This is a genomic window from Variovorax sp. Varisp46 (assembly GCF_059491885.1).
Genome location: NZ_CP168515.1, coordinates 5,710,609 through 5,734,645 on the forward strand (window position 1 = coordinate 5,710,609; position 24,037 = coordinate 5,734,645).

At 67.6% G+C, this 24,037-nt stretch carries 22 protein-coding genes; 9 read left to right on the top strand and 13 right to left on the bottom strand.

Features of this window, described 5'->3' with window-relative positions:
• Window positions 1-15 precede the first annotated feature (15 nt).
• From ACEN9N_RS27005 to ACEN9N_RS27015, 3 genes are all read left to right on the top strand, one after another.
• Window positions 16-1,308, top strand: coding sequence for a glutamate-5-semialdehyde dehydrogenase (locus ACEN9N_RS27005; protein WP_007837640.1), 1,293 nt, complete (start codon window positions 16-18; stop codon window positions 1,306-1,308).
• A 96-nt stretch (window positions 1,309-1,404) separates the two neighbouring features.
• Window positions 1,405-2,724 (top strand): glutamate--cysteine ligase, encoded by a 1,320-nt coding sequence (gene gshA, locus ACEN9N_RS27010; RefSeq protein ID WP_495654944.1) that lies wholly within the window; start codon window positions 1,405-1,407, stop codon window positions 2,722-2,724.
• A 180-nt stretch (window positions 2,725-2,904) separates the two neighbouring features.
• Entirely contained in the window at window positions 2,905-4,773 is a 1,869-nt protein-coding gene (locus tag ACEN9N_RS27015) for a potassium transporter Kup (RefSeq protein ID WP_007837644.1), read from the top strand.
• Between the two features lie 18 nt (window positions 4,774-4,791).
• On the opposite strand, the gene ACEN9N_RS27020 is transcribed toward ACEN9N_RS27015, so the two are convergent.
• Together ACEN9N_RS27020 and ACEN9N_RS27025 are read right to left on the bottom strand one after the other, a co-directional pair.
• Window positions 4,792-5,715: a polysaccharide deacetylase family protein gene (locus ACEN9N_RS27020; RefSeq protein ID WP_495654945.1), complete on the bottom strand. Its 924-nt coding sequence runs from the start codon at window positions 5,713-5,715 to the stop codon at window positions 4,792-4,794.
• Window positions 5,716-5,725: 10 nt separating this feature from the next.
• Window positions 5,726-6,154, bottom strand: a complete 429-nt coding sequence (locus ACEN9N_RS27025) for a hypothetical protein (protein WP_007837651.1) — start codon at window positions 6,152-6,154, stop codon at window positions 5,726-5,728.
• A 241-nt stretch (window positions 6,155-6,395) separates the two neighbouring features.
• On the opposite strand from ACEN9N_RS27025, the gene gshB reads away from it, so the two are divergent.
• Window positions 6,396-7,358: a glutathione synthase gene (gene gshB / locus ACEN9N_RS27030; RefSeq protein ID WP_413315457.1), complete on the top strand. Its 963-nt coding sequence runs from the start codon at window positions 6,396-6,398 to the stop codon at window positions 7,356-7,358.
• Here gshB and ACEN9N_RS27035 read toward each other — a convergent pair.
• The 3 genes from ACEN9N_RS27035 to ACEN9N_RS27045 all read right to left on the bottom strand — a co-directional run bounded on the left by ACEN9N_RS27035 (window position 7,347) and on the right by ACEN9N_RS27045 (window position 10,869).
• The gene (locus ACEN9N_RS27035; protein WP_042674183.1) at window positions 7,347-8,114 is read right to left on the bottom strand and encodes a class II glutamine amidotransferase; all 768 of its coding nucleotides are present in this window, start codon (window positions 8,112-8,114) and stop codon (window positions 7,347-7,349) included. The genes gshB and ACEN9N_RS27035 overlap by 12 nt on opposite strands.
• Before the next feature lie 50 nt (window positions 8,115-8,164).
• Window positions 8,165-9,304 (bottom strand): ABC transporter substrate-binding protein, encoded by a 1,140-nt coding sequence (locus tag ACEN9N_RS27040; protein WP_007837654.1) that lies wholly within the window; start codon window positions 9,302-9,304, stop codon window positions 8,165-8,167.
• A 77-nt stretch (window positions 9,305-9,381) separates the two neighbouring features.
• Window positions 9,382-10,869 carry a DHA2 family efflux MFS transporter permease subunit gene (locus tag ACEN9N_RS27045; protein WP_413315458.1) on the bottom strand — a complete coding sequence of 496 codons (1,488 nt, stop codon included), beginning with the start codon at window positions 10,867-10,869 and terminating at the stop codon, window positions 9,382-9,384.
• A 131-nt stretch (window positions 10,870-11,000) separates the two neighbouring features.
• Here ACEN9N_RS27045 and ACEN9N_RS27050 point away from each other — a divergent pair, with 131 nt between their 5' ends.
• Entirely contained in the window at window positions 11,001-12,320 is a 1,320-nt protein-coding gene (locus ACEN9N_RS27050) for a zinc-binding metallopeptidase family protein (RefSeq protein WP_495654946.1), read from the top strand.
• On the opposite strand, the gene ACEN9N_RS27055 is transcribed toward ACEN9N_RS27050, so the two are convergent.
• The 4 genes from ACEN9N_RS27055 to ACEN9N_RS27070 all read right to left on the bottom strand — a co-directional run bounded on the left by ACEN9N_RS27055 (window position 12,311) and on the right by ACEN9N_RS27070 (window position 15,048).
• Entirely contained in the window at window positions 12,311-12,547 is a 237-nt protein-coding gene (locus ACEN9N_RS27055; RefSeq protein ID WP_007837657.1) for a cysteine-rich CWC family protein, read from the bottom strand. The genes ACEN9N_RS27050 and ACEN9N_RS27055 overlap by 10 nt on opposite strands.
• Window positions 12,544-13,800, bottom strand: coding sequence for a 6-phosphofructokinase (locus ACEN9N_RS27060; protein ID WP_495654947.1), 1,257 nt, complete (start codon window positions 13,798-13,800; stop codon window positions 12,544-12,546). The genes ACEN9N_RS27055 and ACEN9N_RS27060 overlap by 4 nt, the downstream gene beginning before the upstream one ends.
• Window positions 13,801-13,855: 55 nt before the next feature.
• Window positions 13,856-14,659: an enoyl-CoA hydratase-related protein gene (locus ACEN9N_RS27065; protein ID WP_495654948.1), complete on the bottom strand. Its 804-nt coding sequence runs from the start codon at window positions 14,657-14,659 to the stop codon at window positions 13,856-13,858.
• A gap of 65 nt (window positions 14,660-14,724) precedes the next feature.
• Window positions 14,725-15,048, bottom strand: coding sequence for a DUF2917 domain-containing protein (locus ACEN9N_RS27070; protein ID WP_007837663.1), 324 nt, complete (start codon window positions 15,046-15,048; stop codon window positions 14,725-14,727).
• An 82-nt stretch (window positions 15,049-15,130) separates the two neighbouring features.
• Here ACEN9N_RS27070 and ACEN9N_RS27075 point away from each other — a divergent pair, with 82 nt between their 5' ends.
• Window positions 15,131-16,066, top strand: coding sequence for a LysR substrate-binding domain-containing protein (locus tag ACEN9N_RS27075; RefSeq protein ID WP_495654949.1), 936 nt, complete (start codon window positions 15,131-15,133; stop codon window positions 16,064-16,066).
• Between the two features lie 34 nt (window positions 16,067-16,100).
• Here ACEN9N_RS27075 and ACEN9N_RS27080 read toward each other — a convergent pair whose 3' ends face one another.
• On the bottom strand, window positions 16,101-16,676 hold the full coding sequence (locus ACEN9N_RS27080; protein ID WP_007837667.1) for a fasciclin domain-containing protein: 576 nt from the start codon (window positions 16,674-16,676) through the stop codon (window positions 16,101-16,103).
• Between the two features lie 406 nt (window positions 16,677-17,082).
• Between ACEN9N_RS27080 and ACEN9N_RS27085 the strand changes: the two genes are divergently transcribed.
• A complete protein-coding gene (locus ACEN9N_RS27085) occupies window positions 17,083-17,298 on the top strand; it encodes a hypothetical protein (protein WP_007837669.1) in 216 nt (71 codons plus the stop codon).
• Window positions 17,299-17,366: 68 nt separating this feature from the next.
• Here ACEN9N_RS27085 and ACEN9N_RS27090 read toward each other — a convergent pair whose 3' ends face one another.
• From ACEN9N_RS27090 to ACEN9N_RS27100, 3 genes are all read right to left on the bottom strand, one after another.
• Window positions 17,367-18,635, bottom strand: a complete 1,269-nt coding sequence (locus ACEN9N_RS27090) for an MFS transporter (RefSeq protein ID WP_007837671.1) — start codon at window positions 18,633-18,635, stop codon at window positions 17,367-17,369.
• Window positions 18,636-18,760: 125 nt separating this feature from the next.
• The gene (locus ACEN9N_RS27095; RefSeq protein ID WP_495654950.1) at window positions 18,761-20,935 is read right to left on the bottom strand and encodes a malate synthase G; all 2,175 of its coding nucleotides are present in this window, start codon (window positions 20,933-20,935) and stop codon (window positions 18,761-18,763) included.
• A 129-nt stretch (window positions 20,936-21,064) separates the two neighbouring features.
• Window positions 21,065-21,805 carry an IclR family transcriptional regulator gene (locus ACEN9N_RS27100; RefSeq protein ID WP_007837677.1) on the bottom strand — a complete coding sequence of 247 codons (741 nt, stop codon included), beginning with the start codon at window positions 21,803-21,805 and terminating at the stop codon, window positions 21,065-21,067.
• A 97-nt stretch (window positions 21,806-21,902) separates the two neighbouring features.
• Here ACEN9N_RS27100 and ACEN9N_RS27105 point away from each other — a divergent pair, with 97 nt between their 5' ends.
• Both ACEN9N_RS27105 and ACEN9N_RS27110 read left to right on the top strand, forming a co-directional pair.
• Window positions 21,903-22,850 carry a hydroxymethylglutaryl-CoA lyase gene (locus ACEN9N_RS27105; protein ID WP_413315465.1) on the top strand — a complete coding sequence of 316 codons (948 nt, stop codon included), beginning with the start codon at window positions 21,903-21,905 and terminating at the stop codon, window positions 22,848-22,850.
• The gene (locus ACEN9N_RS27110; RefSeq protein ID WP_413315466.1) at window positions 22,843-24,033 is read left to right on the top strand and encodes a CaiB/BaiF CoA transferase family protein; all 1,191 of its coding nucleotides are present in this window, start codon (window positions 22,843-22,845) and stop codon (window positions 24,031-24,033) included. Before ACEN9N_RS27105 ends, ACEN9N_RS27110 begins: the two co-directional genes overlap by 8 nt.
• The last annotated feature ends 4 nt before the right edge of the window (window positions 24,034-24,037 follow it).

Genomic DNA, 24,037 nt, shown 5'->3' on the forward strand with positions numbered 1-24,037 from the left:
TGGGAAAATGAACACATGAATGCGTTCAACGTCAGCGAGCACATGCAGACCCTGGGTCTGCAAGCCAAAGCCGCTGCATTCCTCATGGCCCGTGCGGATGCAGCCACCAAAAACAAGGCATTGAAGGCGCTGGCCCGGCGCCTGCGCGAAGCCGGCCCGGTGCTGGCCGTAGCCAACCAGAAGGACCTCGAGCGCGCCACGGCCGCCGGCCTCTCGGCGCCGATGGTGGACCGCCTCAAGCTCACGCCCAAGGTCATCGAGACCGTGGCGCTCGGCTGCGAGCAACTCGCCGGCATGGCCGACGTGATCGGCGAGATCATCGGCATGAAGCAGCAGCCCAGCGGCATCCGCGTGGGCCAGATGCGCGTGCCGATCGGCGTCTTCGGCATGATCTACGAGAGCCGCCCCAACGTGACCATCGAGGCCGCGAGCCTGGCCATCAAGAGCGGCAACGCGGCCATCCTGCGCGGCGGCTCGGAAGCCATCGAGTCGAACAAGGCGCTGGCGCTGCTGGTGTCCGAGGCGCTGGCCGAAGCCGGCCTGCCGGTCGATGCGGTGCAGCTGGTACAGACCACCGACCGCGAAGCCGTCGGCCAGCTGATCGCCATGCCCGAGTTCGTCGACGTGATCATTCCGCGCGGCGGCAAGGGCCTGATCGAGCGCATCAGCCGCGACGCCAAGGTGCCGGTCATCAAGCACCTGGACGGCAACTGCCACGTCTACGTGGACGATACGGCCGAGTTCGACATGGCGCTGCGTATCGTCGACAACGCCAAGACCCAGAAGTACAGCCCCTGCAATGCCGCCGAAGGCCTGCTGGTGTCGGCCTCGGTGGCCGACGACTTCCTGCCCGAGATCGCCGCCATCTTCGCGGCCAAGGGTGTGGAAATGCGCTGCGACCCGGCCGCCGCCGCCATCCTGCGCGCCGACGGTGCGATCGATCCGAAAGCCAGGGTGGTCGATGCGGTCGAATCAGACTGGTCCGAGGAATACCTGGCCGCCGTCATCAGCATCAAGGTGGTGGCTGGCGTGGACGAGGCCATTGCGCACATCAACCGCTATTCGAGCCATCACACCGACGCCATCGTCACGCGCGACCACGTGCATGCGCAGCGCTTCCTGCGCGAGGTTGATTCGGCCAGCGTGATGGTCAATGCGAGCACACGCTTCGCGGACGGTTTCGAGTTCGGTCTGGGTGCCGAAATCGGCATCAGCACCGACAAGTTCCATGCGCGCGGACCGGTGGGGATCGAAGGGCTGACCTCGCTCAAGTACGTGGTGCTGGGCCAAGGCGAAGTGCGGACCTGATGCGCGCCGCTGTCGTGGTCTTGTCTTCGGGATGGGCACCCCCAATTCCTACAATTCCGCTCTACCTTTAAGCACAAAACCAACAAGGCCGCCCGCATGGTTCCGCATCTCGTCACCGCCCTGACCGGCCCGATCAACGAACTGGAGCAGCGGGTGCTCGACTCGATGCCTGCCATCGAGCGCTGGTTCCGGCTCGAGTGGATGGAGCACACGCCGCCGTTCTACAGCGCCGTCGACATCCGCAACGCCGGCTTCAAGCTGGCCCCGGTCGACACCAACCTGTTCCCGGGCGGCTGGAACAACCTCACCAAGGAAATGCTGCCGCTGGCGGTGCAGGCCGCGCAGGCGGCCATCGAGAAGATCTGTCCGGAAGCGCGCAACCTGCTCGTCATTCCGGAAAATCACTCCAAGAACACCTTTTATCTCGCCAACGTTGCGCAACTGGTGCGCATCTTCCATATGGCGGGGCTCAATGTGCGCATCGGGTCCATCGACCCCGCCATCAAGACTTCCAAGAAGATCGAGTTGCCCAACGGCGACACCGTGACGCTCGAGCCGGTGGTGCGCAGCAAGCGCCGCCTGGGGCTGAAGAACTTCGATCCCTGCACAATTCTCCTCAACAACGAGCTTTCTGCGGGAACGCCTGGCATCCTCGAAGACTTGCACGAGCAGTATCTGCTGCCGCCGCTGCATGCAGGCTGGTCGGTGCGCCGCAAGAGCAACCACCTGCACAGCTACGAGGAGCTGTCCAAGCGCTTCGGCAAGCTGCTGGGCATCGACCCCTGGCTCATCAACCCGATCTATGCGCGCGCCGAAGGCGTGGACGTGGCCGAGGGCCGCGGCATCGACGTGCTGACCAGCCATGTGGACGCGGTGCTGACCAAGGTGCGCCGCAAGTACAAGGAATACGGCATCAACGAGAAGCCGTTTGTGGTCGTCAAGGGCGGTCACAGCGGCAGCGGCAGTCCGGGCGTCGTGACGGTGCGCGACGCCAAGGACGTGGAGGCGCTGATCGGCAAGCCCCGCGCTGCGGCCGGCGTTCCCGCCGCCAAGCCGGGCGCCAGCCGCGATCTGCGCGACCCCACCGAGCTGATCGTGCAGGAAGGCGTGCTGACCAACGAGCGCGTGCACAACGGCGTGGCCGAACCGGTGGTCTACATGATGGATCGCTACGTGGTGGGCGGCTTCTACCGCGTGCATGCCGAGCGCGCCGCCGACGAGAACCTGAAGCTGCCGGGCGCGAGCTTCGTGCCGCTGGCTTTCTCTGAAAGTGCGCACTTGCCTCAGCCCGGTGCCAAGCCCGGCGCCAGTGCCCCGAACCGCTTCTACATGTACGGCGTGGTGGGCCGGCTGGCCATGGTGGCCGCCAGCTACGAAATGGAAGCGACCGATCCGGACGCCGAAATCTACGAATGATTTCCCGGGGTGGCTGGCGGCGGCTTGCGCCGGTCGCAAGCAGCGGCAAAATAGCGGCCCCACAGCAACGGAAACAAAAGGGCGGGAGGGGTGACAATGGTGAACTAAAGTTCCCCCGTGTCGCACCCTGGCGTGTCTGACGCGTCGATTCCAGCAGCCTGTCCCTTTCCCATCGACCTCGTGTCAGCCCCCAAAAATCTCTCAGCCGGCCTGATCGTCGGCGCCATCGGCGTCGTCTATGGCGACATCGGCACCAGCGTGCTGTATGCCGTCAAGGAAGTGTTCGGCCACGGCCATGTGCCGTTCACCGTCGGGAACGTCTACGGCATCCTCTCGATGTTCTTCTGGACGCTCACCGTCATCGTCTCCATCAAGTACGTCGTGCTCGTGCTGCGCGCCGACAACGAAGGCGAAGGCGGCCTCGTCGCCATGCTCGCGCTGGCCTCCCGCGCGGTGGCCGACAAGCCCAGGCTGCGCCACGTGCTGCTGGTGGTCGGCATCTTCGGCACCTCGCTTTTCTATGGCGACGGGGTCATCACCCCGGCCATCTCGGTGCTCTCGGCGGTCGAGGGCCTGGAGGTGGTGTCGCCGCACTTCACGCACTACGTCATTCCGCTCACGCTGGTCGTGCTGTTCTGCCTGTTCGTGGTGCAGAAGCGCGGCACGGCAGGCATCGGCAAGTTCTTCGGGCCGATCACGCTGGTGTGGTTCCTGGCGATCGCCGTGCTCGGCGTGTCCCAGATCCTGCACCACCCCGAGATCCTGAAGGCGCTGAATCCGTTCTACGCGCTGAAGTTCATGTGGGACAACCCCGGCACCAGCTTCATCCTGCTGGGCGCCACCGTGCTGTGCGTGACCGGCGCCGAGGCGCTGTACGCCGACCTGGGGCACTTCGGCAAGAGCCCGATCCGCATCGCGTGGTTCTCGGTGGTGATGCCGGCGCTCACGCTCAACTACTTCGGCCAGGGCGCGCTGCTGCTGGAGAACCCCGAGGCGGTGAAGAACCCGTTCTTCATGATGGCGCCCGAATGGGCGCTCATCCCGCTGGTGCTGCTGGCCACCGCGGCCACCGTGATCGCGTCGCAGGCCCTGATCACGGGCGCCTTCAGCGTCACGCGCCAGGTCATTCAGCTGGGCTACCTGCCGCGCCTGAACATCGAGCACACCAGCGTGCGTACGGCGGGCCAGATCTATATCCCGCTGGTCAACTGGGGCCTGTTCGTGGCCATCGTGCTGGCGGTGGTTATGTTCCGCTCGTCGAGCAGCCTGGCCGCGGCCTACGGCATCGCCGTGACCACCGACATGCTGATCACCACGGTGCTGACCTTCTTCGTGATCCGCTATGCGTGGAAGCTGCCGCTGGCGCTTTGCATCGCGTCGACCGCGGTCTTCTTCGTCGTCGACTTCCTGTTCTTCGCGTCGAACCTGCTCAAGCTGTTCGAAGGCGGCTGGTTCCCGCTGCTGATCGGCGGCTTCGTCTTCACGCTGATGATCACGTGGAAGGAAGGCCGCCGCCTGATGGGCGAGGCGCAGCATGCCGATGCGATCGACCTGAAGTCCTTTCTCGGCTCGGTGTTCGTGAGCCCGCCGGCACGCGTGGACGGCACGGCGGTGTTCCTCACGGCCGAGCCGGGCACCGTGCCCAACGCGCTGCTGCACAACCTGAAGCACAACAAGGTGCTGCACGAGCAGAACATGTTCGTGACCGTGCGCAACCACGAGGTGCCATGGATCCCGATGGACAAGCGCATCGAGATCGAGGCGCTCGGCCACCACTGCTGGCAGATCATGGTGCACTACGGCTTCAAGAACGACATCGACCTGCCGCGCGCACTCGAAAACGCGCGCATGCGCGGCTGCCAGCTGGAACAGATGACGACCAGCTACTTCCTGTCGCGCGACGTGGTCATCCCCACGCTCGGCAGCGGCATGGCGCCGTGGCGCGAGAAGCTGTTCGCGCAGATGCACCACAACGCGAGCGGAGCGGCGGCGTTCCTGGGGCTGCCGAACAACGCGGTGGTGGAGCTGGGGTCGAAGATCGAGATCTGAGGCCTGGCGCGGTACGCCTCAGCCGAACTCCCCGGGCCGATCCCTCTCGAGCCTCGCCACATGCGAGGCGATCGCGCCCGGCGTGGTGAACCAGACATCGCCCCGCTCGCGCGCCTGCGCCAGGCGCGCGAGCGCGGTGCGCAGGTGCCTCAGCCGGTAGGGCTGCCCGACGATGTACGGATGCAGCGCCAGGCCCATCACCAGCGGCTGCGCGCGCGACTGGTCAAGCATTTCCTCGAAGTTGTCGATCACCATGGCGCTGAAGTCCTTCGCGTCCATCAGGCGGCCGACGATCATCGGGATGTCGTTGAGTTCCTGCGGGTACGGCACCGACCACAGCGAACCGCCACCGCGCGTGCGCATGCGCAGCGGCTGGTCGTCGTGGCACCAGTTGAGGGTGTAGCCGTAGCCGGTCTCGGCCAGCAGGTCGGGCGTGAGGACGCTTTCGGAGATCCATGGCGAGAGCCAGCCGGTGGGCGCCTGCCCGCTTTCGCGCAGCATGCGCTCGCGGCAGCGCAGCAGCAGTGCGCGCTCGTGCTCCTCGTCGAGCACGCCCTGGCGCTCGGCATTGCTGTGGCCGTGGCCGATCAGTTCGTCGCCGCGCGCCACCAGCGCCTGGACCAACTCGGGGCAGTGGTCGTACAGCGCGGTGTTGACGAGCGCGCCTGTGGGCAGCGCGAGCGCGTCGAACAGTTCCAGGCAACGCCACGCGCCGACGCGGTTGCCATACTCGCGCCAGCCGTGGTTGAGCACGTCGGGTTGCGGCGAGGCCGGGCCGATGCACGCGCCCAGCCCGTCGCCGAAGGCGAAATGCTCGACGTTGAAGCCGATGTACACCGCCAGCCGCGCGCCGTTCGGCCACGCGTAGTCGGGACGCCGCGTGATGGGCCGGTAGTCGAAGCGGTCGTGCGTGGGGAGCCGGTCGGGCCAGCGCGTGCTCATGCCGGCGGCCTCACAGCACGGCGAGGCCGGCGCGCACCAGCAGCCATTCGGCGCTGTCGTTCCAGACGTCCATCTGCACGATCAGGCCGTGGCGCACCACATAACGGTCGACATAGCGATTGCCTTCGAAGGCCGTGCCGTCGGGCCATGCACCGTAGAGCGTGCCGAGGCTGTAGACCACCGTTTCCTCGGGCGTGCCGCCAGCCACCGTTTCGGTGCGCTCGATCTTCTTCTTGACCCATGCATAGCGCTTCGCGTTGAAGGCCGAGGTGTCGCCGGGCGCCTTCATCGGGCGGTTGCCGGTGAAGCGGATGCGGATGTCGGGCGCGGTGAAGCGGGAGGCCGACTGCGGGTCCGGGATCATCACCAGGCGAAGGAATTCGTCGACCACGGCGGCGGGATCGGGAGCAGGGCTGCCCTGCGAAACGGATGTCTCCACGAGGTTCTCCGGTAGTTGTCGGAGCCGGATTTATGCAATTCCCGTGCCGGATGGTTGACGTTACGAGGCCGGGATTGTTGACAATCCTGCGATTGCGGGCTCCCGGCACAATCGTCCGATGCTGCGGGTTCAAGAGGGGAAAAAGCCCCCGCCGGCAAGGACATCGCCGCTTCCGGCAACATCGCGCCCGATATCCCATGCCATTGGCCACCGTACCCGGCACCGCAAGAAAGAACGCCTGATGAAAAACATCCTCTTCGTCGCCGATCCGCTCGATCACTTCAAGATCTACAAGGACACGACCTTCTCGATGATGCGCGAGGCGCAGCGCCGCGGTTATCGCATTGCCGCCTGCCTGCCGCAGGACATCCAGTGGAAATCGGGCGGCGTGGTCACGGCCACGGTGCAGCAGATCACGCTGACCGGCGACGCCCGGGACTGGTACGCCGTCGACATCACCGAGGCCAAGGCGCTGAAGGATTTCGACGCCGTGCTGATGCGCAAGGACCCGCCCTTCGACGCCGAATACATCTATGCCACGCACCTGCTGGAGCAGGCCGAGCGCGAGGGTGCGCAGGTGGTGAACTCGCCGCGCGCGCTGCGCGACCACCCCGAGAAGCTCGCGATCATGGAGTTTCCGCAGTTCGTCACGCCCACGCTGGTCACGCGCAGCGCGCAGGCCGTGCGCGACTTCCACGCGGAGCACGGCGACATCATCCTGAAGCCGCTCGACGGCATGGGCGGCATGGGCATCTTCCGCGTGAAGCAGGACGCGCTGAACCTCGGCTCCATCGTCGAGACGCTCAACAAGGACGGCGCCGAAACGATCATGGTGCAGCGCTTCGTGCCGGAAGTGGTACAGGGCGACAAGCGCATCCTGATCATCGCGGGCGAGCCGGCGCCTTTCGTGCTGGCGCGCATTCCGCAGGGCACCGAGGTGCGCGGCAATCTGGCGGCCGGCGGCAAGGGCGTGGCGCAGCCGCTCACGGCGCGCAATCGCGAGATCGCCGAGACCGTGGGACGCACGCTCGCGCCGCGCGGTCTGCTGCTGATCGGGCTCGACGTGATCGGCGACTCGGTCACCGAGATCAACGTGACCAGCCCGACCTGCTTCCAGGAAATCACCGAGCAGACGGGCTTCGACGTGCCGGCGATGTTCGTCGATGCGCTCGAGGCGCACCTGGCCCGGGCTTCAGCGCACTGAGCGCTGACCGTCCACGAACACATGCAGTTCGCCTGGCGTGAACTGCGTCCATGTCTCGTTGGTGGTCAGCGGTGCGGTCACGACCACGGCCACGCGGTCGTTGGGCGTGGTGTGCCGTGCGAAGTCGATCTCCAGGTCTTCGTCCGACAACTGCGCCGTCACGAAGGGATGGCGGCGCTCCACGTACCAGAGGTTGGTCGAGGCATGCGCCCACAGCGCCTGCCCGTTGGACAGCATGAAGTTGAAGGTGCCGTGCGCCGCGAGCTGCGGTGCCAGTTCGCGCAGCGTGAGCGTCAGCTCATCGATGCTCGGCACGCCCGCATGCGACTTGGCCAGCTCCTGCATGATCCAGCAGAAGGCGTGCTCGCTGTCAGTGTTGCCCACCGGATGGAAGTTGCCGTGCAGGCGCGGGCGGAATTCCTTCAGGTCGCCGTTGTGGGCGAACACCCAGTAGCGCCCCCAGAGCTCCCGCACGAACGGGTGGCAGTTCTGCAGGTTGACCTCGCCCTGCGTCGCCTTGCGGATGTGCGCGATGACGTTGCGGCTCTGTATGGGGTAGCGCCGGATCAGCTCCGCCACCGGCGATTCGCACGCCGGCTGGTGATCGACGAAGTGGCGCAGCCCGCGGTCCTCGAAGAACGCGATGCCCCAGCCATCGGCGTGATGATCGGTGCGGCCGCCGCGTTGAGCGAAGCCGGTGAAGCTGAAGGTCACGTCCGTGGGCGTGTTGCAATTCATTCCAAGCAATTGGCACATGGCGCCATTAAAGCGCGAGCGCCAGCCGCTTGGCGAATCCGCTCGCCCTTTCAGCGCACGAAGCGGCCTTCGGGCGTGACGCGCACCATCTCGATGAAGCGCGAGCCGGTGGTGCCGCCGGTCGAGAAATCGATGTCCATGCCGGCCAGGCGCAGCTTGAGCGCGCGCAGCGTCGCGTGCAGGCGCGCGCGCGTCAGGTCGCGGCCGGTGCGCTTGAGCGCTTCGATCATCACCAGTGCGTTCAGGTAGCCCTCGAAGCTGCCGTAGCCCACCGGCACCTGCGCCCGCTCGGCCAGCCGGCGATAGTCGCGCGTCACGGTTTCCACCTCGCCCCAGGGATAGGGCATGACCTGCGAGATCGCCAGGCCGCCCGCCTGCAGGGGCACCACCTTGGCCGTGACCTCGCCCGGCACGATCGACATGCCATAGAACATCGGCTTGCTGCCGGCGTCGTAGGTGGCCTTGATCACCTCGCCCGCCACGGTGCCGGCCAGGTACATCAGGATGGCCTGGGACTGGCTGTCGGCCAGCGCCTTGCCGGCGGCGGCGGCGTTCGAGCCGTCGCCCTTGACCATGACCGTGGCCGTCGGGGCGAGCTTGCGGGGGGCCATGGCCGCCTCGATCAGCTTGACCGCCTCGGCGCCGCCGGGGTTGTCGAGGTGGGCGATGGCAATCTTGTTCACGCCGATGGTGGCCAGGTGCTCGACCAGGGCCTGTGCTTCGCGTGCGTTGCTGGCGCGCACGAAGTAGGCCGAGCCCGCCACGCGTTCGCGCGCGCTGTCGCCCACCCCGTAGCCGCCCACGCTGGGCGCGCCGCTCTGCTGCAGCAGCTTGGCCGCAGCGGCCGTCGTGCCCGAGCCCACGCAACCGAAGAAGGCGAACACGCGGTGGTCGTTCAGCAGCTTGCCGTAGTTTTCCACCGCCTTGTCGGCCTTCAGCTCGTCGTCCAGCGCCACCATCTTGATCTTGCGTCCGCCCACGCCGCCCTGTTCGTTGACCGAATCGAACGCCAGCGCGGCACCGTTGTGCACGACCTTGATCTGCGAGCCGAGCGGACCGCTCAGCACGGCCGAACTGCCGAGCACGATTTCACTGTCGCTCACCCCCGCCTCGGCGGCTTGCACAGACGAGAGCCGCGCGAGGCCGCCGGCGAGAACTGCCGTCGAGGCGATAAAACTTCTGCGTTGCATGATGTAAGACCCACTCTAACTGTGTTTAACAACTGTTAACAATTAGAAACGATGGGGTCTTAGGTAGTACTGAGTGCTTACCCTTGTTGTGGTGGGTGGCGCAACTGCCAAGCCGCGCAGATGGCAATCGCGCAAAGCCCTGCCAGCATCGCGAACACCTCATCGAAGGCGGCCAGCCGCGCCGGGCTGCTCATCGGGTTGGCGAGCGAATCGCCATGCGCCGCCAGCCGCCACTCGAGAACGATGGCGCACAGGCTCACGCCCGCCGCGCCGCCCAGCATGCGTACGAAGTTGATGGCGCTCGCGCCCTGCGGGATCAGCGGCTTGGCCAGCGGCCGCATCGAGCCCAGGTTGAGCGAGGGCAGGATGAAGCCCAGCCCGATGCGCCCGATGATCGCGAAGGCCACCAGCAGCCACAGCGCGCTGTCGAGCCGCAGCACCATCATCAGCGCGAACGACGCCGCCAGCAGCGCGAGGCCGATCGTCACCAGCACCCAGGTCGGGTGCTGGTCGGCCAGCCGGCCGACGCCGGCGATGGTCAGCGCGAGCACGATGCCCGCCGGCAGCAGGATGGTGCCCACGTGCGAGGCCGACAGATGCAGGCCCACCTGCATGTATACCGGCAGCAGGTAGGTCGAACCGAACAGCGCCGTGCCGTAGATGAAGGCCACCACGCTGCCCATGGCGAATTGCCGGTACTGGAACAGCGCGAGGTTCATCAGCGGCGTGCCGCCCGAGGCCGCGAGCCGCCGCTGCCACCACACGAAGGCGGCGAACGACACCAGCGCGCCCGCCAGCAGCAGGCCGGCCTGCAGGGGCGAATCGCCGCGCAGCGCGACCAGCCCGTTCAGCAGGCACAGCGTGCCGACCGTGCCCAGCGCCAGCCCGCGCGCGTCGAGCCCCCCGCCGCGCGCCGCAGCCACGCCGCCCGGCGCGGTGGTCGGCACGAACTTGTAGGCCAGCCACAGCGAGGCCAGGCAGAACGGCACCACCATGAAGAAGATCGAGCGCCAGCCGAACAGGTCGACCAGCACCCCGCCGATGCTCGGCCCCACCGCCGGCGCCAGCACCACGCCCATGCCGAAGATGCCGCTCGCGCGTCCCTGTTCGTGCGGCTCGAAGGCGCGCAGGATGATGATGGCCGGGATGGGCTGCACCACGCCCGCCGCCAGCCCCTCGGCCACGCGCGCGAGCAGCACCAGCGAGAAGTCGTTGGCCACGCCGCCCACGATACCGCCTGCGAGCAGCAGCAGCATGGTGCCCACGTAGGTGCGCCGGTAGCCGTAGCGCGACAGCAGCCAGGGCGTGGTGAGCATCGACACCGTCATCGCCACCATGAAGCCGGAGCTCACCCACTGCGCGCGTTCCTGGCCGAGCGAGAAGTGGTGGCTCATGCCCGGGATCGCCACGTTGACGATGGTCGAGGACATGATCGACGCCATCGTGCCCACCATGACCGACAGCAGCAGGTACCAGCGGTAGCGCTCGCCATAGCGTTCGCGCAGCGTGCCGATGGAGGGCGGGGCCGGCGTGGTCGCTGCTTCGGAGGTCTGTGGGGAGGTCATGGGGGCGGCGGAATGTCTCGGGTCCGTCGTCCTACAAGCATATCGGTCTTTGCGCGGGCGGGGGCGCGACGGGTGGCCCGCACAATGCGTCGGCTGTCCCCTCAGCGTCAGGAACAAGATCGAAACAACACATGGACACCGTGCCCGACGAACAACAAGCCAACGCCCAACCGGCCCCCGCCGAGCCGGAAGGTTCCCCCACGCTCGCGACCGAGCTGGCCGCGCCGACCGTGAGCCGCGCCTACCGCTGCCAGTGCGGCCGCCCCGTGTTCCTGCGCAACAGCAAATGCCTGGCCTGCCACACGCCGCTCGGCTACGTGATCGACCGGCTCGGCGTGATGCCGCTCGCGCCGGCGGTGGGCGAGGGCGCCCAGCCCGACACCTTCACCGTGTTCGGCGATCCGCATGGCAAGACCTACCGCCGCTGCACGAACCTCATGACCCCGGCAGCCTGCAGCTGGATGGTGCCTGCCGCACGCGAAGGCGAGACCCTGCCCGACGACACCCAGGGCCTCGCGCCCGGCTACTGCCTGGCCTGCAGCGTCACCCGCACCATTCCCGATCTTTCGGTGGAAGCCAACGGCGAACTCTGGGGCAAGCTCGAGACCGCCAAGCGCCGGCTCATCTCGCAGCTGCTCGCACTCGGCCTGCCGGTGGTGAGCCGCCACGCCGATCCCGTGCACGGGCTGACCTTCGACTTCCTGAGCAACATGCCGGGCGGCCCGCATGTGATGACCGGCCACCAGCACGGCGTGATCACGCTCAATGCCGAGGAGGCCGAGGACGCCGTGCGCGAGCGCATCCGCGCCGAGATGCGCGAGCCCTACCGCACGCTGCTGGGCCACTTCCGCCACGAGGTCGGCCACTACTACTGGGACCTGCTGGTGCTGCCCACGCCGTGGATCGACGACTTCCGCGCGCTCTTCGGCGACGAACGCGCCGACTACGCCGCTGCGCTGCAGCACCACTACGAACAGGGTCCGCCGCCCGACTGGGCCGACCGCTTCGTGAGCAGCTACGCGAGCACGCATCCCTGGGAAGACTGGGCCGAGACCTGGGCCCACTACCTGCACATGGCCGATACGGCGGACACCGCGATGAGCTTCGGTGTCGACGCAACCAACGTCGAGCTGGCAAGCGACCTCTTCACCACCGACGACCTCTGGCAGCCGGATGCTCCCGATGCCGGCAAGTTCCTCGACTTCATCAACGGCTGGGTGCTGCTCACCAACGTGCTCAACGAGCTGTCGCGCAGCATGGGGCAGCCCGACTACTACCCCTTCGTGCTGCCGCGCGCGGCCGTGGGCAAGCTGCAGTTCATCCACCGGGTGATCACTCAGCAGCGGCCGGGCAGTGCGCCGACGATGGTGGTGGCCAGCGACGTGGCCGATTCCGCACCCGACGAACAGGAGCAGTCACAGGGGCAATCGCAGAGCCCTGCTCAGTCCTGAGCCGGTGGTGCGCCGGTCGCGCAGCGCATGCAGATGCACGCCAGCCCGCGCATGTCTTCCGGCAGGTTCGTGAGCGGCGCCTTGCCGAAGTCGGCCTGCATGCACCAGCAGGGCGGCTGCGCCTGGCCCGTCTCGCGTTCGATTTCCATTGCGCAGCGGTTCGCCTCGCCGCACAGCGGGCAGCGCGTGGCGTCGATCAGGCCGGTGGCCGCCGCCGAAGTCGTCATGCGATCTCGAAAGCCGGCAGCTTCTTCGCCACCGCCACGTTCTGCAGCGTCACGTAGACCGGCAACCCGCCGCTGTAGTCCGGGTAGTCCTCGCCCTCGATCAGCGGCAGCAGGTAGCGCCGGCACTGCTCGGTGATGCCGTAGCCATCGTCCGAGATGAAATCGCGCGGCATCGGCTTCTCGACGTTGGCCACGGATTCGAGCGGCGCGCAGCCCAGGCGGTAGGCATAAGGCACATCGGACGTGCGCTCGATGGTGGGCATGACGGCATTGCGGCCTTCGAGCGCCAGCTCCACCGCGCGCTGTCCCAGCTCGTAGGCCTGCTTCACGTCGGTGGCCGAGGCGATGTGGCGCGCCGCGCGCTGCAGGTAGTCGGCCACCGCCCAGTGGAACTTGTGGCCCAGCGCTTCCTTGACCATCTGCGCCACCACCGGTGCCGCGCCGCCGAGCTGCGCATGGCCGAAGGCGTCGCGCGTGCCCTGCTCGGCAAGGAAGGTGCCGTCGGGGTGGTGGCAGCCTTCGGACACCACCACCGAGCAATACCCGTGCTGCTTCACCAGTTCGTCGACGCGCGCGATGAAGCGCGGCTTGTCGAACTCGATCTCCGGGAACAGCACCACCACCGGAATGCCCTGGTCCGCTGCCAGCCCGCCCGCCGCGGCGATCCAGCCCGCGTGCCGCCCCATCACTTCGAGCACGAACACCTTGGTCGATGTTGCCGCCATCGAACGCACGTCGAACGAGGCCTCGATGGTCGACACCGCCACGTACTTCGCAACCGAGCCGAAGCCGGGACAGCAGTCGGTCAGCGGCAAGTCGTTGTCGATGGTCTTGGGCACGTGGATGGCCTGCAGCGCATAGCCCATCGACTGCGACAGCTGGCTCACCTTGAAGCAGGTGTCGGCCGAATCGCCGCCGCCGTTGTAGAAGAAGTAGCCGATGCCGTGCGCCTTGAACACCTCGATCAGCCGCTCGTACTCGCGCCGGTTCTTCTCGAGCGACTTGAGCTTGTAGCGGCACGAACCGAAAGCGCCCGAGGGCGTGCTGCGCAGCGCCGCGATCGCCTCGGGCGATTCGGCGCCGGTGTCGATCAGCTCCTCGGTCAGCGCGCCGATGATGCCGTTGCGCCCCGCGTAGAGCTTGCCGATGCGGTCGGGATGTTTTCGCGCCGTCTCGATCACGCCGCAGGCCGACGCGTTGATGACCGAGGTGACACCGCCCGACTGGGCGTAGAAGGCGTTGAGGATGGGCATGCGCGGCATTCTCCCGCAGCCCCCCGGCAGGCGCCAGTGTCAGGGTGACAGGATGTCAGCGGCTTTCGAAGACCGGCGGGCGTTTCTGCAGGAAGGCGCTCACGCCTTCGCGGAAGCTCGGGCGGTCGATCAGCTCGCGCTGGCGCTCGCTCTCGTAGTGCAGCTGCTCCTTCAGCGTGTGGCGCTCCGAGGCCTCGAAGGCCTCGCGTGCCTCGAGCACTGCATGCGCCGGCAGGCGGGCGAGGCGCTGCGCGATGCCCTTGGCCTCCTCCATCAACTGCTCGTCGTCCACGCAACCCCAGATCAGGCCCCATTGCACAGCACGCCCCGCGCCCACGCGCTCGTCGAGCAGCGCCATGCCCATGGCGCGCGCCCGGCCGGCGCGGCGCGGAATGGCCCAGGTGCAGCCTAGGTCCGGCACGATGCCGAGCTTGGGCAGAAAGGGCAGGTAGAAATATGCGCTGCGCGCGGCAATGGTCACGTCGGCTGCCAGCGCAAGGCCCACGCCAGCGCCGGCCGCGGGGCCATTGACGGCGGCGACCACGGGAACAGGCAGCGTGCGCAGCGCCTCGATCAGCGGATTGCTGAGCTCCTGCATCCACTCGGCCGTCTGCGTGCCGAGGGACTTGCCCTCGTCGCCCGGCGCCATCGCGCTCAGGTCGGCGCCCACGCAGAAGGCCTTGCCGGCGCCCGTGAGGATCACTGCGCGCACCGCGCGGTCGTCGCGGATGCGTTCCAGCGCATCGCGCAGTTCGACCTGCAGCTCGCGCGCGATCGGGTTGAGCTTGGCGGGAAGATTCAGCGTGAGCGTGGCGATGCCGTCGACCAGCTCCTGGAGGATGTAGGGCTGGTCGCTCATCGGGCGGTGGAGGTGGGTGCGTCGGGGCTCATGGGCATCGATGGTTCGATGCACGCGAGCCCGGGTCAAGCCGGGGACAACCCGTGTGACGGAAGTCGCCAAGGCGACCGGGTGCCCGTGCCCTTCGACAGAGGCATGGCGGCCGGCCGCGCATCCGACACGGTGATGCACGACGCCTCCAGCGCCGACACCAGCACGCGCCGGTGCTCGGTGCTCTCGAAGCGATTGCCGGGCTCCAGCACGATGTCGCGCGGGTCGCGGTCGAGCGTGACCCAGACCGAGCCGCTTCGGCATTCGATGCCCACGCCCGCGCCATCGGGTACGGCGAAGACGGAACGTTTCGGCAGGCTGACGTGGAAGCGGGAAGAAGCGGGGGAAGAGGTGCTCATGGCAAGCTCCATTGCATTCGTGATACGAATGAATATAGTGAGCTGGTCCCTCATTTGCACACGGTCATTCGGAACTCTTTGCATGCGCCTAGAGAATGTCAAACCCTCCGGCGCCATGAATGGCGAGCTGCCGCCGCTCGAATTGCTGCGCAGTTTCGAGGCGGCCGCGCGCCGGCTGAGCTTCACGCTCGCGGCCGGCGAGCTGCACCTGACGCAGTCGGCCGTGAGCCGGCAGATCCAGCAGCTCGAAGCCAGCCTGGGCGTGCTGCTGTTCGAGCGCCGCCACCGCGCGCTGTCGCTCACCGAGGCCGGCGGCGTGCTGCAGCGTGCCGTCACCGACAGCCTGGAGCGCCTGCGCGACGCCACTGCGCGCGTGCGCGCCAGTGCCGCGCCGCGCCAGGTGGCGATCACCACCACGCCGGGCTTCGCATCGCTGTGGCTCATTCCGCGGCTCGTGCGCTTCACCGGCAGCCATCCGCAGGTCGACGTGCGCGTGTCGGCCACGCTCGACGTGCTCGACCTGGAGCGCAGCCGCATCGACCTGGCGGTGCGCTTCGTGCCGATCGATCGCGGCGTCGGCGCGGCGCTGTTCGAGGAGTCGTTGGTGCCGCTGTGTGCCCCGCAGCTCGCGGCGGCCTTGCACGCGCCCTCGGATCTTTCGGGACTCACGCTGCTCACCATCGAGTACCCGGACCACAGCGAAGCACCGACGACCGACTGGGAGCCCTGGCTCAAGGTCATGGGGCTCGCCGACCTGCGCATGAAGAGCACGCTGCGCTTCACGCAATACGCCGACGCGGTGGCCGCGGCCGTGGCGGGCCAGGGCGTGGTGATCGGCCGGTTGCCGCTGCTGCAGGACCTGGTGAGAGACGGCCACCTGGTCGCACCGCTGGGCGAGGGCGCCGCGTCGCGCCGCGGCTACTTCGTCGAGATGTCGAAGCGCGCCGGGAGCAACCGCGACGCGCAGGATTTCGCGCAGTGGCTGCGCGACGAAGCGGAAGCGGCGCGGCGGACCTGAAGGCACGTCGCGCCGGCGCTGAAGAAGGTTGCGATCAACCCGGCAGCAGCACCTTGTTCACGACGTGGATCACCCCGTTCGACTGGTAGACGTTGGCGATCGTCACCATCGCCGTGCCGCCCTTGGCATCGGTCACCATCACGTTGCTGCCGCTCATCGTCGCGATCAGCGTGCCGCCGCTCGCGGTCTTCAGCGTGGCCTTGCCGCCGCCTGCGTTGATGGCGCTCATCAGCGCCGGGCCATCCATCCGGCCGGGCACCACGTGGTAGGTCAGCACCTTGCTCAGCGTGGGCTTGTTCTCGGGCTTGAGCAGCGTGTCGACCGTGCCGGCCGGCAGTGCAGCGAAAGCCGCGTTGGTCGGTGCGAACACGGTGAACGGGCCGGGGCTCTTGAGCGTGCCCACGAGGTCCGCGGCTTTCACGGCCGCGACCAGCGTGGTGTGGTCCTTCGAATTCACGGCGTTGTCGACGATGTCCTTCGTCGGGTACATCGCCGCGCCGCCGACCATCGGGTTCGACGACATGCCGCCGCCGCTGTCGCTCATGGCCGTGCCGCTCGCGCAAGCGCCGAGCAGGACCGAAACGCCGACTGCAATCATGAGTTTCTTCATTGAAGGCTCCTGGAAAGAAAGGTTCTTGGTGGAAGGTGACTGTGGAAACCGCCAGCAGCTCGGAGGCGCGATGCGCTTGAGTCGGATACGGCGCGGCCGCGCAACTGGATTCACGCGACGGCACCGCGTCGGCTTCGCGCCACAACCACCCATGCGGCGCTTGCGCGTCGCATGCGGGCTCGCCAAAATCCGCCCTTCGTTTTTCAGCGACTGTTTCTTTTCACCGCGCCTGGCGACGACCAACCTCCCGGGCGACAAACCAATCCAATGAACCGTTTCCTGAACACCTGATCCGCACACCGACCGCCCCGGCCGGACGTGCATCCATGCACCCGCCCGAGGCCCGTCGACAAAGGCCCCGCGCAGCCATTCGCCGGGGCCTTTCTGTTTTTCGGAGTGTGCGCACATGAGTGCTCAACGAAAGGCCCGAGACGACGACAAGCGTCTGGGCCGGTTTTACTTTTCGGTGCCCGGCGTGGCACCTCGCAATCCTGTAGTGGCCGCGATGGCGCGCGGCGAATCGAACCAGAAGGCAGGGCGCCACCTGCGCACGCATCGCGCCGAGCGGCGTGCGCAGAAAGTTGCGCTGCAGAAGGCGGCCCGCAGCCTGCAGGAAGACTGACGGCATGCGCGAAGACATGGACGAGGCCGTCGTCGCAATGACCGCGGGCGGCGTGCTGATGCTGGCGATCAAGCGCTGAGCCGCACCGGCGCCGCGCGCGGCAGCACGAGGAACGCGAGCGTGCCCGCGGCCAGCATGCCCGCGACCGTGAGGAACACCGCGCGGAACGGCTCGACGCCATTCGCCACGGCCCACGACGCGGCCACGCCCGTCGTCCACTGCATCAGCGACACGCCGAGGAACATCGCCATGTTGAGCAGCGCCATCGCGCGTCCCGTCATCGCAGCGGGGTAGGCGTTCCTGGTGTAGGCGTACTGCAGCACGCTGTAGCCCGAAAGCAGGCCGTAGAAGACCGGCAGGCCGATGTCCACCGCGCGCGATTGCGTCAGCGCCATGGCGCCGAACATCAGCGCGCCGGCGAACGAACATCCCATCATCCAGTGTGCGCGGCGTGCGCCGCCCGGGTCCATCCGGCCGAACAGCGCCGGGCTGAGCATGCCGGCGACCGTCATGACCAATGCGACATTGCCGCTGGCCACCAGCGACAGGCCGTGCCGGTCGTGCAACACCGGCCCGAGCCACAGGCCGCGCAGCGTGATGAAGGCCGCGTACGACACGCAGGCGAAGCACAGCAGGCCCAGGGTGTGCGGCATCGCGAACAGCGGCAGCAGCTCGCGCACCGCCTTGCGTAGCGACTGGCGCTCGGCCGGCACTGCCTGCGGGCTCGCCTGGTCCACCGCACGCACCGGCTCGTGCACGCGCCAGAAGATGACGATCCACGAGAGCACGGCGAACCCGGCCAGCACCGCGTACCCCGCGCGCCACGAGGAAGCCTCGATCAGCAAGGCCAGCGGCGTGCCGGTGAACAGGATGCCCAGGCCGGCCATGCTCATCACCAGTCCCGACATGGCGGTGAAGCGCGAGGCGTCGAAGTGCCGTGCGATGAACACCGTGCACACCAGGAAGGCCGGCGCGCAGCCGACGCCGATCAGCGCCTGCCCCAGCAGCAGGGCGCCGAAGCTCGACGCCATTGCGCACAGCGCCGCGCCCGCGATGGCCAGCGGAAAGGCGACCAGCACCGTACGGCGCACGCCGAACATGTCGATCGACACGCCCATCGCGAGCTGCATGATGCCGAACATGAAGTGAAAGGTGCCGGCCCAGGTGCCGAGCTGTTGTGGCGTCAGGCCGAAGTGACTGGCGAGCGGCGTTGCCATCATGGCGCCGACGGTGCGGAAGGCCTGGCTCAGGGCGAAGGCGCTGGCGAGTGCGACCAGCATCGCGGCGGCCGAGGTTGACCAGCGCGGCGGAGGCGGCAATGCCGCATTCGTGTTCATTGAAGGGAAGGATCGGGAAGAGAAGGGGGCGCCAAGAATGCTAACGGCACGCGGCCCTCATGCAGAACGGCGCCCTCGGGCGCCGTTCGTTCGCTTGAACCCCGGCAGGGTGCCGGGGATGCAGATCAGGCCTCGCCCTTCACCTTCAGCCGCCACGCATGCAGCAGCGGCTCGGTGTACCCGCTCGGCTGCTCGATGCCCTTGAACACCAGTTCCTGCGCAGCCTTGTAGGCCGCCGAGGTCGCGAAGTTGCCGGCCATCGGCTGGTAAAGCGGGTCGCCCGCGTTCTGTTCGTCGACCACCTTGGCCATGCGCTGGAAGGTCTCGTCGACCTGCGCCTTGGTCACCACGCCGTGCAGCAGCCAGTTGGCGATGTGCTGGCTCGAGATGCGCAGCGTCGCGCGGTCTTCCATCAGGCCGACGTTGTGGATGTCGGGCACCTTGGAGCAGCCCACGCCCTGGTCGATCCAGCGCACCACGTAGCCGAGGATGCCCTGCACGTTGTTGTCGATTTCCTGCTGGCGCTCTTCGGGCGTCCACTTGGCCTCGGGCGTGATCGGCACCTGCAGCAGCGCATTGAGGATGTTGTCGCGCTCGGCATCGGCGTCGATCTTCTCCAGCTCCTGCTGCACGGCGGTCACGCTGACCTGGTGGTAGTGCAGCGCGTGCAGCGTGGCGGCGGTGGGCGAGGGCACCCAGGCGGTGTTGGCGCCGGCCTTGGGGTGGCCGATCTTCTGCTCGAGCATGGCGGCCATCAGGTCGGGCATGGCCCACATGCCCTTGCCGATCTGCGCCTTGCCGCGCAGGCCGCACGAGAGGCCGACCAGCACATTGTTCTTTTCGTAGGCGCCAATCCACGCGCTGGACTTCATGTCGCCCTTGCGGATCATCGGGCCGCCCTGCATGGCGGTGTGCATCTCGTCGCCGGTGCGGTCGAGGAAGCCGGTATTGATGAAGGCCACGCGCGCGGCCGCTTCGGCGATGCAGGCCTTGAGGTTCACGCTGGTGCGGCGCTCCTCGTCCATGATGCCGAGCTTCACGGTGTTGGCGGGCAGGCCGAGCAGCTGCTCGACGCGGCCGAACAGCTCGCTGGCGAAAGCCACTTCGGCCGGGCCGTGCATCTTCGGCTTGACGATGTAGATGCTGCCGGTGCGCGAGTTGCCCTTGCGCTTGAGGTCGATGGTGGCGATGGTGGTGGTCACCACGGCGTCGAGGATGCCCTCGGGGATTTCCTTGCCGCCGGCATACAGCACGGCGGGGTTGGTCATCAGGTGGCCCACGTTGCGCAGGAACATGAGCGAGCGGCCGTGCAGCTTCACGGGTTGGCCGTTGGCGCCGGTGTATTCGCGGTCGGGGTTCAGGCCGCGCGTGAAGGTCTTGCCGCCCTTGGCGACTTCTTCCGTGAGCGTGCCTTCGACGATGCCCAGCCAGTTCGAGTACGCGACCACCTTGTCGGCCGCGTCGACCACGGCCACCGAGTCTTCGAGGTCGAGAATGGTCGAGAGCGCGGCTTCGAGCACGAGGTCGCTCACGCCGGCCGCGTCGGTCTTGCCGATGGCGGTGTTGCGGTCGATGCGGATGTCGAGATGGATGCCGTTGTGCTTCAGCAGCACGGAAGACGGTGCCGCCGCATCGCCCTGGTAGCCGATGAACTGGGCGGGGTCGGCCAGGCCGGTGCTGCTGCTCTGCAGCGCAACGACGAGCTTGCCGTCCTTCACGCTGTAGCCGGTGGCGTTCTTGTGCGAGCCGTTGGCCAGCGGCGCGGCCTGGTCGAGCACGTTGCGCGCGAACTCGATGACCTTGGCGCCGCGCACGGGGTTGTAGCCCTTGCCCTTCTCGGCGCCGCCGGCTTCGGAAATGGCGTCGGTGCCGTAGAGCGCGTCGTACAGCGAGCCCCAGCGCGCGTTGGCGGCGTTGAGCGCATAGCGTGCGTTCAGGATCGGCACCACCAGCTGCGGGCCGGCCTGCAGCGCGAGTTCGGAGTCGACATTCGCGGTGGTGGCCTTCGCGCCCTTGGGCTGCGGCAGCAGGTAGCCGATCTTCTCGAGGAAGGCGCGGTAAGCCGGCATGTCGGCGATCGGACCGGGATTCTTCTTGTGCCAGGTGTCCAGCTCGGTCTGCAGGCGGTCGCGTTCGGCGAGCAGGGCGATGTTCTTCGGTGCGAGGTCGCTGACGATGGCGTCGAAGCCCTTCCAGAAGACGTCGCTGGCCACGCCGCTGGCGGGCAGGACCTTGTCTTCGATGAAGCGGTGGAGCTCGGCCGCGACCTGAAGTCCGTGGGCGGTGGTGCGAGTGGTCATGGGGGTTCTCCTTGAGAAAGATGCAATCCTGAACCGAACTTTATTCGATACTTTGCTGGCGAGTAAGGGCCGGGGGCGGGATTTATCTGTGACAAAAATAGAGGTAATCGAAGCTCTTCCGCGATGGCGTCAGACCTGCCCGGTGAGCTCGCGCGCGGCCGCGCGCACTGGCTCGATATAGCGCTCGTCGTAGCGGTGCGTGGGCATCGTCAGCGTGACGGCCGCAGCGAGGCTGCCATCGGCATGGAACACCGGCGCCGAGATCCCCGCCAGTTCGGCCGTGCGGTCGCCCACCAGCGCGCAATAACCCTGCGTGCGGATGGCGTCGTACAGCTTGCGTTCCCTGGTGCCGCGCGGCCGCTCGGCCTCGGGTCCGAAGGCGATCAGCACGCGCGCCCCCGCGCCGCGGTCGTTGGGCAGCAGGTCGCCAGCGCGCACGTGGTCGCGCACCACATGCGATGAGTCGACCCGGAACTGGCACAGCCGCACCCAGCTGTCGCCCTGGTCCTGCCGCACGTGGTACGCGGCGCTTTCGCCCGTTGTTGCGGCGAGCGCGCGAAGCACCGGCGGCACGATGCGGTCGAGCGACAGCGACGCCGCGTACAGCCCGTGCAGCCGCGCGATCTCCATGCCCAGCGCGTAGCGGCCGTCGTCCTGCCGGCGGATGAGCCGCGCATGTTCGAGCGAGGCCAGCAGCCGCAGCACCGTGCTCTTGTAGAGCTGCGTGCGCTCGGCGAACTGCGCGAGCGACAGCGCCTCGTCGCCCGGCTGGAAGGCGCAGAGCAGGCTCAGCGCGCGATCGACCGCGGCGGCGCCGCCGGGGGCGGCATTGAGGTCGGACACCGATTCGGTCAGGGCTTTGCGGGGCATGGCGTGGCTTGACATTCGATTGGATCGACTGTCTAATTCTGTTTGTTGGAATGTAGTTCTATAAGATAGAACAGTCAAGCCCAAGGAGACAAGTCCGATGACACCCCCCGACGTCCTCATCAGCGAGGTCGGCCCGCGCGACGGCCTGCAATCGGTCAAGGCCACCATGCCGACGGCCGACAAGCTGCGCTGGATCGACGCGCTTCATGCGGCCGGCGTGCGCGAGATCGAGGTCGCCTCCTTCGTGCCCGCGAAGCTGCTGCCGCAGATGGCCGACGCCGCCGAGGTGGTGCGCCACGCCATCACGCTGCCCGGCCTCACGGTGATGGCGCTGGTGCCCAACCGCAAGGGCGCGCAGGCCGCGCTCGAAGCGGGCGTGCACAAGCTCACGATGCCGGTGTCGGCCAGCGTGGCACATTCGCTGGCCAACGTGCGCAAGACGCCGACGGAAATGGTGGAAGAAGTGCGTGCCATCGCCGAACTGCGCAACGCCGTCGCGCCGCAGGTGAAGCTGGAGGCCGGCATCTCCACCGCCTTCGGCTGCACGCTGCAGGGGCTGGTGCCGGAAGACGACGTGATCCGCCTTGCCGCGCAGTGCATCGAGGCCGGTGCCGACGAGTCGGGCCTGTCCGACACCGTGGGCTACGCCAACCCGGCACAGGTGCGCCGCCTGTTCAAGCGGCTGCGCGCCGAACTCGGCCAGCACGCCGGCGCGGCCCACATGCACAACACGCGCGGCCTCGGCATCGCGAACTGCCTCGCCGCGTGGGACGAGGGCGTGCGCACCTTCGATGCCTCGCTCGGCGGACTCGGCGGCTGCCCTTATGCACCGGGTGCGTCGGGCAATGCGGTCACCGAAGATCTCGTCTTCATGTTCGAGGCCATGGGCGTGCGCACCGGCATCGACCTGGAAAAACTCATCGCGGCGCGCGCGCCGCTCATGGCCGGGCTGCCCGGCGAACCGGTCTATGGCATGACGCCCGAGGCCGGCCTGCCCAAAGGTTTTGTTCAGGGCTTTGTCCAGGAAACCAGCGCACATGTCTGAAGCCAACCCACTTCCCTACGCCGGCGTGCGCGTCGTCGAGTTCACCCACATGGTCATGGGCCCGACCTGCGGCCTTCTGCTGGCCGACCTCGGTGCCGAGGTCATCAAGGTCGAGCCCATCGAGGGCGACAGCACGCGCCGCCTGCTGGGGTCGGGATCGGGCTTCTTCCCGACCTTCAATCGCAACAAGAAGAGCATCGCGCTCGACCTCAAGAAGCCCGAGGGCGTGGAGGCCGCGCTGCGCCTCATCGCCACCGCCGACATCGTGAGCGAGAACTTCAAGCCCGGCACCATGAAGAAGCTGGGGCTCGATTACGACACGCTCGCCAAGCTCAACCCGCGCCTCATCTACGTGAGCCACAAGGGCTTCCTGCCCGGCCCCTACGACCACCGCACCGCGCTCGACGAGGTGGTGCAGATGATGGGCGGCCTCGCCTACATGACCGGCCGCGCGGGCGACCCGCTGCGCGCGGGCACCAGCGTGAACGACATCATGGGCGGCATGTTCGGCGCCATCGGCGCCATGGCCGCGCTGCGCCAGCGCGATCTCACCGGCAAGGGTTGCGAGGTGCAGTCCGCGCTGTTCGAGAACAACGTGTTCCTGGTGGCGCAGCACATGATGCAGTTCGCCGCCACCGGCAAGGCGGCCGACCCGATGCCCAGCCGCATCTCGGCCTGGGCCGTGTACGACGTGTTCACCGTGAAGGACGGCGAGCAGATCTTCCTGGCGGCGGTGAGCGACAAGCAGTGGACCATATTCTGCAAGGCCTTCGGCCTCGAGGAGATGCTGGCCGACCCGCGCCTGAAGACCAACAACGACCGCGTGCTGGCGCGCGAATGGATGATGCCCATCCTGCGCTCGCACCTCGCCAACCACAGCGCGGCCGAACTCGCCGCGGTGTTCGAGAAGAACGAGCTGCCCTTCGCGCCCATCACGAAGCCGCAGGCGCTGTTCGACGATCCGCACCTCAACGCCACCGGCGGCCTCGCGCCGGTGCGCATGAACGACGGCAGCATGGCAAAGGTGCCGCTCATGCCGTTCACGCTGGCCGGCGAACGCCCGGGCATCCGCCTGCAGCCGCCGCGCGTGGGCGAGCACGGCCGCGAGCTGCTGAAAGAAGTGGGCTACAGCGACGAGGAAATCGCCGCGCTCCAAACGCACAACATCACCCTCGGAGACTGAACTC